At 59.7% G+C, this 17,866-nt stretch carries 18 protein-coding genes; all 18 read left to right on the top strand.

Annotated features, from left to right (window positions below; genetic code table 11):
• Positions 1-28: 28 nt before the first annotated feature.
• The 18 genes from ACL9RJ_RS08405 (at position 29) to ACL9RJ_RS08320 (ending at position 17,805) form a co-directional block, all read left to right on the top strand.
• Positions 29-283 (top strand): hypothetical protein, encoded by a 255-nt coding sequence (locus ACL9RJ_RS08405; protein ID WP_017127616.1) that lies wholly within the window; start codon positions 29-31, stop codon positions 281-283.
• Between the two features lie 150 nt (positions 284-433).
• Entirely contained in the window at positions 434-1,765 is a 1,332-nt protein-coding gene (locus ACL9RJ_RS08400) for a phage tail tape measure protein (RefSeq protein WP_245223052.1), read from the top strand.
• A 37-nt stretch (positions 1,766-1,802) separates the two neighbouring features.
• The gene (locus ACL9RJ_RS08395; RefSeq protein ID WP_017127618.1) at positions 1,803-2,141 is read left to right on the top strand and encodes a phage tail protein; all 339 of its coding nucleotides are present in this window, start codon (positions 1,803-1,805) and stop codon (positions 2,139-2,141) included.
• The gene (locus ACL9RJ_RS08390; protein ID WP_017127619.1) at positions 2,138-3,889 is read left to right on the top strand and encodes a phage tail protein; all 1,752 of its coding nucleotides are present in this window, start codon (positions 2,138-2,140) and stop codon (positions 3,887-3,889) included. The genes ACL9RJ_RS08395 and ACL9RJ_RS08390 overlap by 4 nt, the downstream gene beginning before the upstream one ends.
• Positions 3,886-4,212: a hypothetical protein gene (locus tag ACL9RJ_RS08385; RefSeq protein WP_017127620.1), complete on the top strand. Its 327-nt coding sequence runs from the start codon at positions 3,886-3,888 to the stop codon at positions 4,210-4,212. Before ACL9RJ_RS08390 ends, ACL9RJ_RS08385 begins: the two co-directional genes overlap by 4 nt.
• A 55-nt stretch (positions 4,213-4,267) precedes the next feature.
• A complete protein-coding gene (locus ACL9RJ_RS08380) occupies positions 4,268-4,951 on the top strand; it encodes a phage minor tail protein L (protein WP_017127621.1) in 684 nt (227 codons plus the stop codon).
• A 2-nt stretch (positions 4,952-4,953) separates the two neighbouring features.
• Positions 4,954-5,745 (top strand): C40 family peptidase, encoded by a 792-nt coding sequence (locus ACL9RJ_RS08375; protein ID WP_017127622.1) that lies wholly within the window; start codon positions 4,954-4,956, stop codon positions 5,743-5,745.
• Between the two features lies 1 nt (position 5,746).
• Positions 5,747-6,337 (top strand): tail assembly protein, encoded by a 591-nt coding sequence (locus ACL9RJ_RS08370; RefSeq protein WP_103032828.1) that lies wholly within the window; start codon positions 5,747-5,749, stop codon positions 6,335-6,337.
• 66 nt (positions 6,338-6,403) lie between these two features.
• The gene (locus tag ACL9RJ_RS08365) at positions 6,404-9,847 is read left to right on the top strand and encodes a host specificity protein J (protein ID WP_256260498.1); all 3,444 of its coding nucleotides are present in this window, start codon (positions 6,404-6,406) and stop codon (positions 9,845-9,847) included.
• 322 nt (positions 9,848-10,169) lie between these two features.
• Positions 10,170-10,754, top strand: a complete 585-nt coding sequence (locus ACL9RJ_RS08360) for a phage tail terminator protein (protein WP_017127626.1) — start codon at positions 10,170-10,172, stop codon at positions 10,752-10,754.
• Entirely contained in the window at positions 10,751-10,933 is a 183-nt protein-coding gene (locus tag ACL9RJ_RS08355; protein WP_017127627.1) for a DUF2635 domain-containing protein, read from the top strand. The genes ACL9RJ_RS08360 and ACL9RJ_RS08355 overlap by 4 nt, the downstream gene beginning before the upstream one ends.
• Positions 10,933-12,429: a phage tail sheath subtilisin-like domain-containing protein gene (locus tag ACL9RJ_RS08350; protein ID WP_017127628.1), complete on the top strand. Its 1,497-nt coding sequence runs from the start codon at positions 10,933-10,935 to the stop codon at positions 12,427-12,429. The genes ACL9RJ_RS08355 and ACL9RJ_RS08350 overlap by 1 nt, the downstream gene beginning before the upstream one ends.
• A 34-nt stretch (positions 12,430-12,463) precedes the next feature.
• Complete coding sequence (locus tag ACL9RJ_RS08345; RefSeq protein ID WP_017127629.1) at positions 12,464-13,045, top strand: DUF642 domain-containing protein; 582 nt, start codon at positions 12,464-12,466, stop codon at positions 13,043-13,045.
• An 85-nt stretch (positions 13,046-13,130) separates the two neighbouring features.
• Positions 13,131-13,478 (top strand): phage tail tube protein, encoded by a 348-nt coding sequence (locus ACL9RJ_RS08340; protein ID WP_017127630.1) that lies wholly within the window; start codon positions 13,131-13,133, stop codon positions 13,476-13,478.
• Positions 13,475-13,771: a phage tail assembly protein gene (locus ACL9RJ_RS08335; RefSeq protein WP_017127631.1), complete on the top strand. Its 297-nt coding sequence runs from the start codon at positions 13,475-13,477 to the stop codon at positions 13,769-13,771. Before ACL9RJ_RS08340 ends, ACL9RJ_RS08335 begins: the two co-directional genes overlap by 4 nt.
• A 130-nt stretch (positions 13,772-13,901) precedes the next feature.
• Positions 13,902-15,497 carry a hypothetical protein gene (locus tag ACL9RJ_RS08330; RefSeq protein ID WP_422765132.1) on the top strand — a complete coding sequence of 532 codons (1,596 nt, stop codon included), beginning with the start codon at positions 13,902-13,904 and terminating at the stop codon, positions 15,495-15,497.
• Positions 15,478-16,764 (top strand): DNA circularization protein, encoded by a 1,287-nt coding sequence (locus ACL9RJ_RS08325; RefSeq protein WP_422765131.1) that lies wholly within the window; start codon positions 15,478-15,480, stop codon positions 16,762-16,764. Before ACL9RJ_RS08330 ends, ACL9RJ_RS08325 begins: the two co-directional genes overlap by 20 nt.
• A 3-nt stretch (positions 16,765-16,767) precedes the next feature.
• Positions 16,768-17,805 carry a phage baseplate assembly protein gene (locus tag ACL9RJ_RS08320; protein WP_017127633.1) on the top strand — a complete coding sequence of 346 codons (1,038 nt, stop codon included), beginning with the start codon at positions 16,768-16,770 and terminating at the stop codon, positions 17,803-17,805.
• The last annotated feature ends 61 nt before the right edge of the window (positions 17,806-17,866 follow it).

Below are 17,866 nucleotides of genomic sequence, written 5' to 3'. Positions count from 1 at the left end.
CGCCGCCGATGAGTTCTGGCACGAACTGGTGCTGAACGGAGTCGGCGGCCGAACCATCGCCGAAGCCAAGGAGCGCATGAGCTATCACGAAGCCCTGGCTTGGGGGCGCTATATCGACCGATATGGCTCCCTGCATGCCGGTCGACGGCTGGAGGCGGGCAGCGCCCTGGTGGCGTTGCAGACCCATCGGCTGGGTGGTGGCACTGCGGATCTGCTGGACTTCATGCCCCATGAGCGACGCCAGGGACTTTCCCTGGAGCGGGCAATCAACGAGTGGCGCTAGTGTTCGGGCCACTCACCTCGAACCCGTTTCGACGGGTTTTCCACGACCCGGAGAAATCCAATGGCAACTGCTTCCCAGGGAAACCTGACGCTTGACCTCGGTGGCCTGGAGCGGGCCCTGGCCAAGGCGTCGCGCATTACCGACCAGGGCATGCGCGACATGCAGCAACGGATCGAAGAGGCCGGCAAGAAAGCTGCGGCTGCGTTGTCGGCGCAAGCCGCATCGGCGTTGCAGGTGACGTCCGGTAGCTTCAGCGACTTCCAGAAATCCTATGACCCGGCGGCCGATGCTGCCGAGAATTTCATTCATAAGAACAACCAGCTGGCGCTGTTGCTCAAGCAGAACAAGAGCAACCAGGACAGTTATACCCAGTCCCTGGTGGACGGTGGAAAAGCGCTGGATAGCTATTCGGCTGATGTCGACAAGCTGCGCAATGCCGGTGCGCTGGCGGCGAACGCGGTGGGCATGGGCTCGCGCAAGGCGGCCTTGGCGAAGGAGCTGGCCGGATACGACGAACAATACGCGTTGGATCGCAAGGCGCTGGACGCGAAATTTCCCAACGGCGACCCGGCGCCGACTTACGCGGACAAGCTGGGTATCAAGTTCCCCGTCGGTGACGCCTATGGTAACGGCGCTGGCCAGAGCGATTCCTACGCCAGTCAACTCGATGCCCTCAAGACCAAGCATGACCAGATGACGCAGCAGGTCCAGGACAACTACCAGGCGATGAGCGATGCGCAGGGCTCGTGGCTGAACGGGGCTTCCTCGGCGTGGGACGACTACGCGGAAAAGTCGGGTGATGTGGCCGCTAAATCCAGGGAGGTGTTTACCAGGGCGTTCGAGTCCATGGGCGATGCACTGAGCACTTTCGCGACCACGGGCAAGTTCTCGTTTTCGGATTTTGCCAAGTCGGTTTTGAGCGATATGGCCAAGCTGGCGGCGCAAACGGCGATGTCCAGTGGCTTGAGTTCGTTGTTCGGTCTCGTGAGTTCGGCAGTTGGTTCGTTTTGGGGATCCGGTACACCGGCGCCCACCACCACCAGTGTCAACGGAATCAGCAACACGTTTACTCCGCAATTGAACCCTGGTGCGATCAGTTACTCGCCTCCCTCGGGAACACTTCGTTTCGCCGACGGCGGTGCCTTCACCAACACCATCGCCACCAGCCCGACGCTGGCACCGATGGCCTTGTTCGGCGAAGCCGGCCCGGAAGCGATCATGCCGCTGAGTCGTGGAGCGGATGGCTCCCTTGGCGTTCGTGCGGTCGATGGCGGGGCGACTGGCAGCACCAGCAGTAACCAGGTGGTGATCCAGCAGACCATCAATGTGGGCGATGCACAGGGCAGTAATGACGGCGGTGAGATGAATACCCAGGCCGTTGCCCAGGCATATGCTGGCGCAGCCAGACAGGGCGCCGCCGAGCAGATCGCCCGTGACCTCAAACCGGGCGGCCAGATCTGGTCCGCCATCAACGGCCGCTGAGCTACAGCGGCCGCGACGGCTCACGCCCGGAGAAAACATGAACACAGAAACTTTTACCTGGATTCCCAAGGTCGAGCCAGTGGGCACGGTCGAGTTCCGCGTCAAGAGTGCCAGGTTTGGCGATGGCTATCAGCAGGTGGCCCAGGACGGCATCAACAACAAGAGTCAGTCCTGGCCCTTGACCTTTGTCGGCGAAGAAACGCGGATCAAGGCCATTGTCGATTTCCTCGACCGCCATGCCGGCGCCACGCCCTTCTACTGGACGGCACCGCTGGGTGAGCAGGCCCTCTATCGCTGCAAAGGCTATCAGCCAACAGCACTGGGGGCAGGGCTCTACACCCTGACTGCAACTTTTGAACAGGCGTTTCATCCATGACAATCGAGAAGATCAATATCGGCGGGGCGCCGAATGATGGAACCGGACAGCCGCTCAGAAGTGGTGGTCAGGTAATCAATGACAACTTTGCCGAGTTGGATGTTCGGGCCAAGGCGGCTCAGTCCAAGGCTGACGAAGCATCGGCTGCTGCGTTGGCTGCCCAGGTCAAGGCTGACGCGGCATTACCGGCCACTGCAGCAGGTGTTTCCGTTGCCCAGTTGGTCGCAGGAAAAGTGCCTGCTGAACAACTGCCGGATAGCAAAGATGTGCTGGAATTTGCTAATCGTGTAGCGTTTCCAGCGGTTGGCGAGGTCGGAAAAATCTACTTGGCGGTCAACGGTGGTGATAGTGCCAGCGACCCTACGCGGCAATATCGCTGGAATGGCTCGGTTTACCTGCTGATTCCATCGCTGCCGGCTTCCACCGATCAGGTTGCCGAGGGCGCTATCAACAAGTACTGGACGGCTGCTCGAACTTTAGCGGTCAATTTGCCGGGACTCAGTTTTGCCAGCCAATTGGTCATCGAAGCGGGTGATAACATTCTGACTGCTTTGGGGAAGCTCCAGAGCCAACTCAGTGTCAAGCTTGGCCGGAGCGAGACCGCAGCTGACTCTTCGAAGCTCGGTGGGCAGCCGGCGTCTTTTTACACCACTGTAATGACCGGGGCGACATCAAGCGGTTCCGGAACACAAGGACTTGTGCCTGCACCGCGTGCAGGTGAGCAGGATAAGGTGCTAAGTGGCGCTGGCACCTATATCGACGCTGGAGGCGCAGGTCTTCCCGTTGGCGCCGTCATTCCATGGACGCTGCCGGAGGATACAATTCCAGCCGGGATGATCCCCCGTAACGGCCAGTTACTTTCTCGAGCTACGTGGCCCCAGTTATGGATACTTGTCTCGGCGGCGGCCGTGACAGATGCTCAATGGGTTTCGAACATTGCGTTGAGAGGTTGCTACTCAAGTGGCGATGGTTCGACCACGTTTCGCATGCCGGACGACAATGGCAAGTATTCTGACGGGCTCGGGGTTGGTGCGGTAACTTATCGTGGATATGGAAAGAACTCGACGGGCACTGTCGGTTTGCATCAGGCAGATCAGCTACAGGGGACCAACCTGGGCACTGGGGCATTCAGGCTGAATGCTTATAACACCAACTATCCTAGTGCAGGCGGCACCGCTGCATACCGCAAGGGTGCTTACTTTGTAAGTCGCCCGACTGGAGATCCCGCAGACCTTGACTTGTTTGCGGTGACTGACGGTGTAAACGGAACCCCTCGTGTAGGCGCCGAAACCCGTATGGCAAACAGTACTGTTATTTGGGTAACTGTGGGTGCTAGCAAGGTAAGTAATCCAGGAACAATCGATGTCGTGGCATTGGCTACCGAGGTCGCCAGTCAGTCTTCCCGTAGTGCAATTGCTCAGGCACTAGCAATGAGGGCTGCTGCTCGTCGTTACACCACAGCTGAGCTCTTGTGGTCTGGAAACGCAGGCACTAATGGTCAGGTAGTCACCTTGAATCGCCCTGTCACTGCCGGGGAAATGCTTTTCGTCATTCACGGCGATGTCAGTGGTTGGGTGTCAAACAGTCGGCCCGTCAGATCGGATGGCCGTACGAGACTGGTTCTCGACTTCAGCGGGGCCAATACGACTATCGATATTGCAGCAGGCTCCGCAACCCTCACATTTGCTGCCTTCACTGCGGGATACCCCGTAGCAGGCGTCTACTCACTCGCACCGGGGGCTGTATGACCATCTATATCAATACTGACAATGGGCTGTTTCAGTCCTTTCCCATCCCTAGCGGAGATAGCTGGAGGGAGGCGACGGAACAGGAACTGCAGGATCTATCTGCAGCGCTCAGAAAAAATGAGAACCTGATCCGGGAGTCCGAATGGCAGGCACAGGAGATGCTTGTCATCGAAGACCAACGCATGGCCATCGAAGAAGAAGACCCTGAAGCACTGCCTGGCACCGATAAGGAATGGCTTCAATACCGTACGAAGGTGCGTAAATGGATTGAGGGGGCCGAAGGTTACCCTGAGATGACCAGACGCCCCGTTCGTCCTTCCTGAGCGAAGTCTCTCCCGCACCCGCCCTCGAGCGGGTTTGTTTTTTCCGAGAAATCACATGCCGATCACCTCAGATATCCAGACCCTGGAGCCAGGCGCGTGGGTTGAGCTTTTCGAGCTCGATGCCACGTCTCTGGGCGCCGAGCTTTATCGTTTTCACGGTTACCCGCAGCAGGCCTCTATCTTCTGGCAGGGTAACGAGTATTCCCCCTGGCCGATCCAGGCCGAGGGCTTTGAGATGTCCGGGCAGGGCTCGCAGCCGACGCCGACCTTGTCGGTGGGCAATGTCGGCGGTTTTATCACCGCCCTGGTTCTGTATTTCGAAGACCTGGTAGGCGCCAGGCTGATTCGCCATCGCACTTTGGGCAAGTACCTGGACGGTCAGCCCGAAGCCGATCCCGAGGAGGAGCTGCCGCCGGATATCTGGTACGTCGAACGCAAGGTCGCGGAGAGCAGTGAGACCATCAAGTTCGAACTTGCCAGTGCCCTGGACTTCAATGGTGTGCAGCTACCACGTCGACAAATTGTCGCTAACGTCTGTTGGTGGTTGAGCTGTGGTGGTTATCGCGGGCCGTATTGTGGTTACAACGGCGGGCCGGTGGCTGACGCCAATGATGTGATTGTCACCGATGCCGCCAAGGACAAATGCGGTGGGCGCCTGAGCAGTTGCAAACTGCGATTTGGCGAGAATAACCCGCTGCCCTACGGTTCATTTCCGGCTGCCGGTTTACTTCGGAGTTGAGTATGAACAAGTCCATTTTGATGGCTATCGAGTCCCATGCCCTGACCGAGTATCCCCATGAGTGTTGTGGATTGGTGATTCGCGAGGGGCGTCGGTTGCGGTATGTGCCTTGTCGCAATACCGCTACGACACCGAGCGAACATTTTCGGCTGGCTCCGGAGGATTACGCCACCGCTGAGGAACGGGGAGAGGTGATGGCTGTTGTCCATAGCCATCCGGATTACCCGGCAACGCCTAGTGAGGCGGATCGGGTGTCTTGCGAAGCATCGGGTCTGCCCTGGCATATTCTCGAGGTGCGCAAAGGCGAGGATGGCCAGATCCGAAAGGGCGAACTGGTCAGCATTACGCCGACGGGCTACCAGGCTTCCTTGATCGGCCGCAGCTTTGTCCATGGCGTGCACGATTGTCTGAGCATCATCCTTGATTACTACCGACGTGAAATGAACATCGAGCTGGGTGATTACCAGCGTGAGGACGGTTGGTGGAACAAGGGGGGAAACCTGTATCTGGAGAACCTGCCCGCTGCTGGCTTCGAGCAGATCGGCAGCTTGCAGCAGGGCGATATCGTGCTGATGCAGATCCGTTCACCGGTACCCAACCATGCAGCGATCTACCTGGCGGATGGTGTGCTCAAGACTGAAACGGAGCATTTTCCGGCGCCAGGCTCGATCCTTCACCACCTCTATGGACGCGACAGCAAGCGCGATACGTATGGGGGTTATTGGGCAGAGGTGACGGTGAGTTGCTGGCGGCACGGTAATGTGATGGACCAGTTTTTATTGCGTGGAGAATAGTATGGCATTTTCAGTGGTGGACGAAAAAGTGCAAACCGTTTTGCTTTCCGGATCACTTGCCCGGCTCTTTGGAAGAAAACACCGTGTGGCAACCAACGGCGGTTTCAGAGACATCATGGGTTATTTCAAGCAGTTTCCCGGCTTCGAAAAGTTTATGGTCGAGAGTTCGGGTAAGGGGCTGCGATTCGCAGTATTCAATGGTAAGGAAAACATTTCTCAAGATGACTTGAAGAAACCTACCGGTAGAGAAATCATTCGCATAGTACCGGTGATTGCCGGTTCTAAAAGAGCGGGATTACTACAAACAATAGTAGGTGTGGTTCTTATTGTGGCGTCGTACTTTACCGGGCCGGCAGCACCAGCATTGTTTTCAGCAGGGGTGTCTATGATTGCCGGTGGTGTTTTGCAAATGCTAAGCCCCCAGGCCAAAGGCCTCGGTACCCAGGACCGCCCCGAAAACCGCGCTAGCTACAGCTTCAACGGCCCGGTCAACACCAGCGCCCAGGGCAACCCCGTCGGCCTGCTTTACGGCCAGATGATCGTCGGCAGCTCGGTGATCAGCGCCGGGATCTATACCCAGGACCAACTCTAGGTCCACCCATTCCCGACTTCACCTAAACCCGCCCTGAGCGGGTTTTATTTTGCCTGAAGGAACGCCATGACTGACTTCACTATCGCTGGCAGCAAAGGTGGCGAGTCTAAGCCCCGCCCCTCGGTGGAAGCGCCAGACAGCCTGCAAAGCACGGCCTACGCCCGCATCCTCGATCTCGTCAGCGAAGGCGAGATCGTCGGTCTGAAACACGAAAAGCGTTCGGTTTTTCTCGACGAGACGCCATTGGCCAACACCGACGGCAGCCTCAACTTCAGCGGCGTCACCCTCGACACACGCTACGGCAGCCAGGACCAGACCTATATCCCTGGCTTCCCGGCGGTAGAAAACGAGTCCTCTGTCGGTGTTGAACTGCGCGGTGACCAACCCTGGACCAAATCCATCAGTAACCTGCAATTGTCCGCGGTACGGATTCGCCTGGCGGTTTCGCGGTTGGCGCAGACCAATACCAGCAACGGCGACACCAGCGGCTACACGGTGCAATACGCCATTGATGTCGCCACCGACGGCGGCAGCTTCGTGCCAGTGGTCAATGCGGCGTTCAGCGGCAAGACCAGCAGCAAGTACGAACGCTCCCATCGTGTCGACCTGCCTGCCGCCAAGATCGGTTGGACCGTGCGGGTACGACGCCTGACGCCGAACTCTACCAGCGGCGCCATTGCCGACACCACCAGTGTCGAATCCATCACCGACGTGATCGATGCCAAGTTGCGTTACCCCGGTTCGGCGATCATCGGCTTGCAGTTCGATGCGGCACAGTTCCAGTCGATCCCGTCGCGCTCGTTCGAGTTGATGGGGCGGATCATTCGCGTACCGAACAACTACGATCCCGTGACTCGTGTCTACACCGGCGTCTGGGATGGCACCTTCAAGTCGGCTTGGACCGACAATCCGGCATGGATCTACTACGACCTGCTGCTGCATCAACGCTATGGCCTGGGCCATCTGCTCAATGCCGGCCAGGTGGACAAGTGGGAGTTGTACCGCATTGGCCAGTACTGCGACCAGCCGGTACCGGATGGCAAGGGCGGCACCGAGCCCCGCTTCACCTGCAACCTGTATCTCTCGGTCCGGGCCGATGCGTTGAAGGTCTTGCAGGACCTGGCGACGACCTTCCGTGGCATGTCCTATTGGGGCGCAGGTTCGGTCATGGCGGTAGCCGACATGCCGGAAGACCCGATCTACACCTACTCCAACGCCAATGTCATTGATGGCAAGTTCACCTACGGTGGTTCGGCGAAAAAGACCCGCTACACGGTGGCCCTGGTGAGCTGGAACGATCCGGCGGATTTCTACCGGCAGAAAGTGGAATACGTCGACGACTCAGAGGGCATCGCCCGTTACGGCGTCCAGCAGACCGAAATCACCGCAACCGGTTGTACTTCTCAGGCCCAGGCCCAGCGCATCGGCAAATGGGCGCTACTGACCAACCGCCTGGAAACCGAAAGCATCAACTTTGCGGTCGGTCTCGACGGCACCCTGGCACGGCCGGGGCAGATCATCCGGGTGGCGGACAATGACCGGGCAGGGCGGCGTATCGGTGGGCGACTGCGCTCATCGACTCTCGACACGCTGATTCTCGATGCCGATGTGAAGGCCTACCCGGGCGATACCATTACCCTGATCATGCCCACCGGCAAGGCGATTTCCCGGCAGATCAAGTCCGCCGGTTATCCGCTGACCTGGGACAGTACCGGGATCACCTGGGACAACGGCGATATCACCCTCGACACAACCGGTTTTCCGTCCGAAGTCCAACGTGTTGTGCTGGAGCAGGCCCTGGAGGAACTGCCACCGACCCACTCGATGTGGGCTATCGACTCGCCAAGCCTGGCGGTCCAGCAATTTCGGGTGCTGTCGGTTGCCGAAGATTTTTCCGATACGGCTATCAAGTACAGCATCAGCGCGGTCAAGCATGTGGCGAGCAAGTACAGCGCCATCGATAACGGCGCGCGGATCGAGCGTCCACCGGTCACGGTGATTCCGCCGAGTGTGCAAGCACCACCAGCAGTCGTCACGCTCAGCAATGATCATTTTGTCGACCAGGGCAGCGCGGTCAATGTGATGAGCATCGAGTGGGATCGACCGGCCAATGCCATTGCGTTCGAAGTCTACTGGCGCAAGAACGAAGGTGAGTGGGTGTTCGCCGGACGGACCGGGGGCAACTCCATCGACGTACCGGGAATCTATGCCGGACGCTATGTCGCCAAGGTGCGCGCCATCAATGCGCTGGATATCGGCTCGGTGTATGCGGTTTCCGCGGAGACCGCGCTGAACGGCAAGACCACCTTGCCGCCAACGGTCGCTTCGTTGACTGCCGACTCCCTGGTGTTTGCCATCAAGGTCAAATGGAGCATTCCACAAGATATCAGCACGGCGGATCTGCAGCGCACCGAGATCTGGTACAGCAAGACCAATGATCTCTCCACGGCTATCAAGTTTGGCGACTACGCCTACCCGCAAACCGACCTGACCATCATGGGACTGGCGGCGGGGACTGCGTTTTTCTTCTGGGCGCGGCTGGTGGATCGGATTGGCAATATCGGTCCGTACTCCAGGTCTGTGAATGGGCAATCGAGTAGCGATGCCGGATTGATCCTGGAGTATCTGAATGACCAGATCAGCGAGACGCAACTGAGCAAGACGCTGCTGCAGAAAGTCGAGACGGGTGGTGGTTCCGCGATTGAAATCAAGGCCGTGAAAGACGAGTTGGCGGCGATGTACAGCATCAAGACCCAGCTTACGGTGGATGGCAAACCTTATCTCGCCGGGATTGGCGTGGGTGTCGAGAACGACAAGGGCGTTATCACCAGTCAGGTGCTTATTGCCGCAAGTCGCTTTGCAATTGTCGATCCGAATGTCGACAAGGTGTTTTATCCATTTGTGGTTCAGGGTGGCAGCGCTTTCATTGAGTCTGCGTTTATTCAGGATGGGTCCATTGGAACTGCAAAAATTGCCGATGCAATAATAACCGGTGCGAAAATCAAGGACCTTGCAGTAGGTAATGCAAAAATTGCAGATCTTGCGGTGGATAATGCGAAAATTGCCGACCTGGCAGTGAGCACTTTAAAAATACAAGATCGGGCAATTACATTGCCAGTTTCATATTTTGCTCCGGGAGTTGTGTCGGGTACAAATGGCCCTGTTAGCAGGATTTTTTTTAGTGCCGGAACCTTGATTTATGAAGGATCTGGATACCCGGCTAATATAACATTTTCAGCTGGAGTTGCGAGCACCGCAAACTACGGCGCATCTAGCTGGCAAGTTTTGCTGAATGATCAGGTTTATCTCGCCGGTGATGTCGCTGCAGGAATTCAAACTAACCCTCCACAAGGGGTTTATGTTTATGGAAATTTTGGGATCACAATAAGCTTGGCTCGATTTGGCCCTGTAAAGCTGGAGCTGCAGTTTGCGGCAAGCCAATATGGCGGTGCAAACAGAACGTGCTATGCGAACAATAGATCAATTACAGTTCTTGAGGTTAAACGATGATAATAGTCGAGCATGACGAGAGGGGGAATATACTGTCGGTTGTGTCATATCCTGTTTCTGAGAATTTTGTTGTGGAGTTGTACAAGGATAGGGTGTTTCTTCCGCAAGGTTTTTTTGTGGATTACAATAAAATGATCGTGAGGGATGGTGAAGTAGTGTACCGGTCGCCTGAGTGATTTTTTTGTGTTTTTTCGAACTCTCTGGTGCTCTGCGTCTTAGAGTGATTGCACTTTATAGTAATAAGTTAAAAATTCTAAATTAATTATTTAGTTGCCTCCGGAATTACATTTTTTGGCAATAACTTTATTGTCAGGTAAAAGCCATGAAAATCACCCCGATCCTCAAGCAATTGCGCGATCAATGCCCCAGTCTTGCCTCATCTATCTCGACTGGCCTTGATCTCGATCTGTTGCAAGGCAACACCACGCTGCAAACCCCGGCGGCATTTGTCGCCGTGATCGCCGACCTGGCGAGCAAGGACGCCTCGCAGAACGTCACCCGCCAGGGCATCCGCGATCGCCTGGAACTGACCCTGGTGCTCGACGGCAGCAACGGCCAGGCCGCGTTCGACCAACTGCATACCTTGCGTGCCGAACTCTGGCGCGCGCTGGTGGGCTTCAAGCCCGACACCTTCTACACCCCTCTCGAATACGACGGCGGCGAACTGATTTCGATCAACGCCAGCCGCCTGCTCTATCGCCTGCATTTCTTCGCCGAGTTCCAGCTGGGGCGCAATCGCTCCAGCGACCCGGCGGAAACCTGGCACGAGCGTGAATTGGACGGCTTGCCGTCTTTTACCGGGGTGACGGTGCGGGTCGATGCCATCGACCCGGCCGACCCCAATCTGCACCGCCCAGGCCCCGACGGGCGTCTGGAGCTGACTTTTTCAGGAGACGTAAAGCAATGACCCAACGCATCACCGTAGTGCCGGCCGAAGGCCGCGCCGTGCCGGATCCGGAAGCCGGCGATCTGCTGCCGGCCGCCGGTCGCGAAGTGGCTGACAGCGCCTGGTGGCGCCGTCGTCAGGCCGATGGCGATATCACCCTCACCGCCGTGCAAGCGGCACAACCACAGGATGCCCAATAATGGCTATCGGATTCAGCAACATCCCCGCGGACCTGCGTGTTCCGCTGTTCTATGCCGAGATGGACAACTCGGCGGCCAATAGCGCGTCGTCGACCCTGCGTCGACTGATCGTCGCCCAGGTCAATGACAACGCCACCAGCGCGGAAATCGGCAGCCTGGTACTGGTCTCCAGCGTCGCCCTGGCGAAGAGCATCGGTGGCCAGGGCTCGATGCTCGCCGCGATGTACGACACCTGGCGCAAGACCGATCCGGTCGGCGAGATCTGGTGCCTGCCGCTGCGCAATAGCACCGGCGCGATTGCCAAGGCCGATCTGAAACTGACCGGCGCCGCCACCGAAAGCGGCGTGCTCAACCTGTATGTCGGTGGTGTGCGGGTCCAGGCCGCCGTGGTCAACGGCGCGACCGCCGCCCAGGTGGCAACTACCCTGGCCCTGCAAGTCAACGCCGCCGCCGACCTACCAGTCAGTGCCGTGGCCACCGATGGCACCGTTACCCTGAGCTGCAAATGGACCGGTGACAGCGGCAACGACATCAGCCTGCAGTTCAACCGCCTGGGCAAGAGCAACGGCGAAGAAACCCCGGCCGGCCTGACCATCGTCACTGCCAGGATGGCGGGTGGCGCCGGTGTGCCGGATCAGGTCGCGGCGCTGGCGGCTCTGGGCGACGAACCGTTCGAATTCATCTGCCAGCCATGGTCCGACGCGGCCAGCCTGAGCACCTGGCAAGCGGCGATGGACGACAATGTCGGTCGCTGGTCCTGGTCCAAGCAGCTGTTCGGCCACGTCTACACCGCCAAGCGCGGCACCATCGGCACCCTGGTGGCGGCCGGCCAGACCCGCAACGACCAGCACATGACCATCCAGGCCCTGGAGCCCGGCGTTCCGCAACCGTACTGGATCCAGGCCGCGGCCCTGGCCGCGCGCACCGCGGTGTTCATCTCCGCCGACGCCAGCCGTCCGACCCAGAGCGGCAGCCTGCCGGGTATCGATCCGGCTCCGGCCAGCGAGCGTTTCACCCTGACCGAGCGCCAGTCGCTGCTCAGCTACGGCATCGCCACCGCGTACTACGAAGGCGGCTACGTGCGCATCCAGCGTGCGATCACCACCTACCAGAAAAACGCGTACGGCCAGGCGGACAACTCCTACCTGGACAGCGAAACCATGCATCAGTCGGCCTTTATCGTCCGTCGCCTGCAAAGCGTGATCACCAGCAAGTACGGTCGCCACAAGCTCGCCAGCGATGGCACCCGCTTCGGCGCCGGGCAGCCGATCGTCACCCCGAGCACCATTCGCGGCGAGCTGATTGCCCAGTACGCGAAGCTCGAACTGGAAGGTCATGTGGAAAACGCCGAGCTGTTCGCCGAGCACCTGATCGTCGAGCGCGACAGCCAGGACCCGAGCCGGGTCAACGTGCTGTTCCCGCCTGACTACATCAACGGCCTGCGCGTGTTCGCGCTGCTCAACCAGTTCCGTCTGCAGTACGACGCGGTGGCTTGATTGCCACCCGATCATTCAGTGCAAAGGTGAAAACATGAAAGCGATTAAACAGTATCTCGGTGCCGGTCTCGTGTCGGCTGCGCTGCTGGCGACCGCTACCCCGGCGTTCGCCGCCAATCTGTTGGTCAATGGCAGCTTCGAGTCTCCAGGTTGCAGTTTCAACTGCATTCTGGATACCCCTGCCCAGGCCGACTTCATTTCGGGCTGGACGACTTTTCTCTCCGGCGTCGAATACTTCAGCGTACCGGCGACGGTCCCCGGCTCGGCTGCTGCCGACGGGGTGAACGCCGTAGACCTGGCGAACTACGTCTACACGAATGGCGGCGGCATCCAGCAGAATTTCAAGACTGCTGTCGGTCAACGTTATCGGCTGACCTTCAGCGCGGGCAATAGCGCCGCGAGCGGTCGTACCGGTACCGGCGTGATTCAGGTCAAGGTAGCGGGGCAGACGGTGAGTTTCGACACTCCCGTCGTAGCCACCCAGGCCGTGGCCTGGAAAACCATCACCTATGACTTCACCGCAACCACCCCCCAAACGACGTTGAGCTTTTTCAACGAAGAGAACCCTTACACGCACTACGCGCTCATCGACAACGTCATCGTCGAGGCCCTGTAAGTCGCGCTCACCGCTCTGATCCCCCCCTTGTCGATTTGCACGGCGAAGACAAGGGGCATCACTTTTTATTGCAAGGAGATACACCATGGGTCAACTGATTGCGGGCACCTGCTACGTCAAAGTGGACGGCGCTCAACTGACCATCAACGGCGGCTGCGAAGCGCCCCTGATGGCCGTCAAACGGGAAACGGTCGTGCCGGGTTTCTACAAGGAAACCGATATCACCCCGTCCTTCAAGGTCACTGCGCTGCATACCCCGGACTTCCCCCTCAAGCAACTGATCGCCGGTTCCGACATGACCGTCACCTGCGAATTCAGCAACGGCAAGGTCTATGTGCTGGCCGGTGCCTACCTGGTCGAAGAGCCGGTCGCCAAGGGCGATGACGCGGCCATCGAACTGAAATTCGAAGGCATCAAGGGGACCTGGCAATGACCGATCCGGTGAAGTTGCAGGTGCCCATCGAGGCCCACGGCGAACCGCTGCTCGAACTCACCCTGCGCCGTCCGACGGTGCAGGAGGTGCGGGCGATCAAGGCGCTGCCGTACAAGATCGACAAGAGCGAAGAAGTCAGCCTCGACATGGATGTCGCGGCCAAGTACATCGCGGTCTGCGCCGGCATCCCGCCGTCGTCGGTCAACCAGCTGGACCTGTCCGACCTCAACACCCTGAGCTGGGCGGTGGCGGGTTTTTTCATGAGTGCGGCATCGCAGCCATCGGTGAGCTGATTGCGATTGCCTATGACCTGGCGTGGTTCTGGAAGGTTGACCCCGAACAGATGATGGCCAGGCCACTGGATGTGCTCCGGGAGTCCCTGGAGCACGCGCAACGGATCAATGCGATGCAGCAGGTGCAGTGATGGCCAAGAAAAAAGTAAGTGTCAGTGCCGAGGATCTGCAGTCCCTCGTGGTGGCTGCGAAGGCGGCCCTGGCCGCCCCCAAGGCCAGTGACGGGACCGCAAAGGTCGCCAATCTCAAGAAGAGCCTGGAAGACAGCGGCCTCGACAAGTTGAACCTGAAGGGTGGTGGCTTGCTGGCACCCTTTACCAACGGCCTCAAGGCCGCCATCAAGGAGCAGGACCGGCTGGCCAGGACGGCCAACGTTCGCAAGGCTCCGACACTCCCCAGGGCGGCGACGCTACCCAAGGCGCCGATAGCACCGAAGTTGCCTGCCGCTCCGAAGGCTCCCGCGGTCCCGAAAGCACCCGCGGTACCCAAAGTACCTCAGGTGGCGAATAAAGGACTGGGCGAAACCGCGCAGCATCTGGAGGCGCTCGGCAAGGCGCTGGACAAGATTTCACTGAAGATCGGGCAGGCGCTGTTGCCGGCCTTCGACAGTATCGTCACCGCGCTGATCCCCCTGGCGACGGCGTTCGGGCAATTCGTGGCGGACAATCCGGCGCTGGTGCAGGCACTGGCTGTCGGGGCCCTGGCGTTTACGGTGATGACCGGGGCGGCGATCGGCCTGGCGACGGTGATGGGGGTATTGACGTCGCCCATCGGCTTGGTCGCCGCGGCTGTCGCGTTGGCGGCGGCGGTTATCGTGCTGGCATGGAAGCCGCTCACCCGCTTTTTCAGTGGGGCCACGAGACAGATCACCCTCGCGGCGATCGCGACGGTGGACGCTTTCAAGGCGCTGCCGACGGCCATTGCGGCAGTCTGGGGCAAAGTGACCTCGACCTGGGACCAGGCCGTTTCCGCGGCCGGCAAGTTCCTGGGAGAGCTCAAGAGCGGGTTCATCGACGGCTGGAGTGAGCTCAGGAACACGCTTGCCAGCTGGTCGCCGATGGATGATCTGAAAAAGCTCTGGGGCGGGACTAAGGGGTTTTTCCAGGAGATCGGCAACGGTATCAGCGAGAGTCTCGGACAGTCCTGGAACAGCCTCAAGGAGACGTTCAGCTGGTCACCCCTGGAAACCCTCCAGACGCTCTGGACCGGTGTCATTACCTTCCTGGGCGGCCTGGGGAGTCAGCTGGTCGAGTTCGCGGCGCCTTTCGGCAACTTCATGAAGACGCTGTTCGACGTCGATCCCCTGGAGGCGTTGAGGACCAGGCTGGGGGCTATTCCCGAGTTCTTTTCCTCATTGCTGGAAAAACTGAAGCCGCTTATCCAGCCGATCAGGGAACTGATCAGCAGTGTCGTGGACAGCGTCAGCGGTTTTTTTGGCGGCAGCGACACGCCTGTGGTCAAGCCTGCGCTGGCGGGTGTCGGCGGCGCGCAAGACAGCGCGCTGCTGGCCGGTGGGTTGGCTCGCGACTCGAACCTGCTCATCCAGCAGACCGCCGCCAACAACCGCACGCAGCTCGAAGGCGGCCTGACCGTCAGCTTCACCAATGCTCCAGCGGGCCTGCGGGTCGATCAACCGCAGACCAATCAACCGGGCTTGAGCCTGACGCCTCGCGTCGGCTATCGCTCACTTTCCTTCGGAGGTGCCTATGGCGAGCAACTGGCGTGATCGTTTGTTGCCGGCGTCGTTTCGCGGCGTACCTTTCTGGGTCGACCAGGCGAAAACCCCGGTCGGCCAGAAAGGCCAGTTGCATGAATACCCCCAGCGCGACCAGCCGTTCTTCGAGCGGCTCGGCCAGCAGGCGAAGATCCATGACCTGACGGCGTTTATCGTCGGTGCCGATTGCCTGGAGCAGCGTGACAACCTGCTCAAGGCGCTGGAGCAGGGCAGTGGCGAACTGGTCCACCCCTGGCTGGGGCGGATGCAGGTCAAGGTCGGCGAATGCGACATGACCCAGACCCGCCAGGATGGCGGGCTGGTGACCTTCAACCTGAAATTCTACCCGGACGAGTTGCTGCAGTTCCCCAAGGCCGTCGTCGACACCAGGGAGCAACTGCAGGTGGCGTCGAGCAAGTTGCTCGACGCTTCGGTGGGGCGCTTCGATGAAGCGATGGCGCTGGTCAATCAGGCGCGGGTCAGCGTGGAGAATCTGCGCAAGGGAATCACCCTCGCGTATCATGTGGTCGAGCAAGAGTTGCAGCCGCTGATCGAGACGTACGCGACGGTCTACGCCCTGGTCCGCACGGTCAAGGAATTCCCCCGGCAACTGAGTGCTGCGGTCAAGGGTGTGCTGGGCGAGTTCAAGGGCGTGGTGGGTGAAGTCCGCGGCCTGGTGGGCGACGTGCGGGGATTGAAGGACTTTGCCGTGCAGGGCTATCGCGGGATGCTGGCCGACCTTTCGAAACAGGTGGAAGAAGCCAAGTCCCTCGACACGTCGCAGCTGACCATCGGCAAGGACTCCGCTGCTGCCTCGCAGGCCACGGTGAACCTGATCCAGGATGCCATGCTGGTGCAGATCTCCCAACTGGTGTCGATGATCCCGGTGGCGACGCCGCCGGTGAAACTGGCGACGACCCCTTCGCTGGCCCAACAGGCCCAGCAGCCGGTGCAACGCGCCGATGTACCGGTGGTCGACGACGTACTGGCACTGCGCGACAGCCTCAATGAGGTGATCTGGCAGGCGGCGCTCAAGGCTGACTCGGTGCATTACCAGGCACTCAATAGCGTACGCCAGACACTGGTGCAGCATCTCAACGCGGTGGCGTCCACCGGGGTGCGGCTGATCGACCTGACACCCAAGAGCAACCTGCCGGCGCTGGTCGTGGCTTACCAGAACTTCGGTGATGCCACGCGGGTGGGGGAAGTAGTGCAACGCAACCGCATTTCGCATCCCGGGTTCATACCGCCAGTGCCGCTGCAGATATCCCGGGAGTAGGTCATGAACGACATCGACAATGCCGTCGTCCTGCTGGTCGACGGCCTGAGCTACGAGGGCTGGAAAGCCATCGAAATCAGCGCCGACCTGGAGCGTCAGTTCCGCACGTTCAAGCTGGGGATCACCTGGCAATGGCCGGGGCAGACCCTGGCCGTGCCGATCAAGGCCGGGGCCCGTTGTTCGGTGCTGATCGGCTGTGACCTGGTGCTCACCGGACATGTCTACCAGGCACCCATCAGCTATGACGGCCATCAGATCAGCCTGACCATCGAGGGCAGCTCGCTGACCCGCGACCTGGTGGACTGCGCGGCCATCAACCAGCCGAGCCAGTGGCGCCAGCAGGGCATGCTGAAGATCGTCGAGGCGCTCGCCAGACCCTACAAGGTCAACGTGCGCAGCGAGATCCCGGAGACCACCAAGTTGCAGACCCACAGCATCGTGCCGGGGGAAACGGTGTTCAAGTCCATCGACCGCCTGCTGACCTTGTACCGGGTGTTTTCCACCGATGATGCCGATGGCAACCTGGTGCTCGCCAAGCCGGGAAGTGGCGGCCGCGCCAGCGATGTGCTGGAGCTGGGCAAGAACATCCTCTCGGCCAATACCGCGCGGGATTACAGCGCGGTGTTTTCCGAGTACCGGGTGATCGGCCAGCACAAGGGCAGTGACCAGAAAAGCGGCAGCGCGGTCAGCGAAGTATCCGGTGTGTCCAGCGAAGCCAATCCGCAGCGCAGGCGGGTCACGGTGATCAGCGAAAGCGTGCAGCTCACCCCGGAACTGGCCCAGCAAAGGGCCGACTGGGAGCGTGCGACCCGCACCGGCAAAGCCCTGGCCACCACTTACACCGTGCAGGGCTGGCGACAGTCCAACGGCGATCTGTGGCGACACAATCTGCTGGTGCGGGTGAAGGACCCGGTACTGGGCCTGGACCAGGACATGCTGATTTCCAAGGTCACCTATTCGTTGTCCGCGCAGGGCTCGATCACCACCCTGGATGTGGCGCCGCCGCAGGTCTTCGATGCCACGCCGGCCAAGGCCAAGTAAGCCTCTTTATTTCGAGGGGGCTGTTCCATCGTCTTCGCGGGCAAGCCCGCTCCCACAACCG

The organism is Pseudomonas sp. Mn2068, assembly GCF_049319725.1.
Classification (GTDB): domain Bacteria; phylum Pseudomonadota; class Gammaproteobacteria; order Pseudomonadales; family Pseudomonadaceae; genus Aquipseudomonas; species Aquipseudomonas gingeri.
The sequence above is the reverse complement of the archived record's forward strand: the minus strand, read 5'-3'. Positions and strand labels throughout refer to the sequence as shown.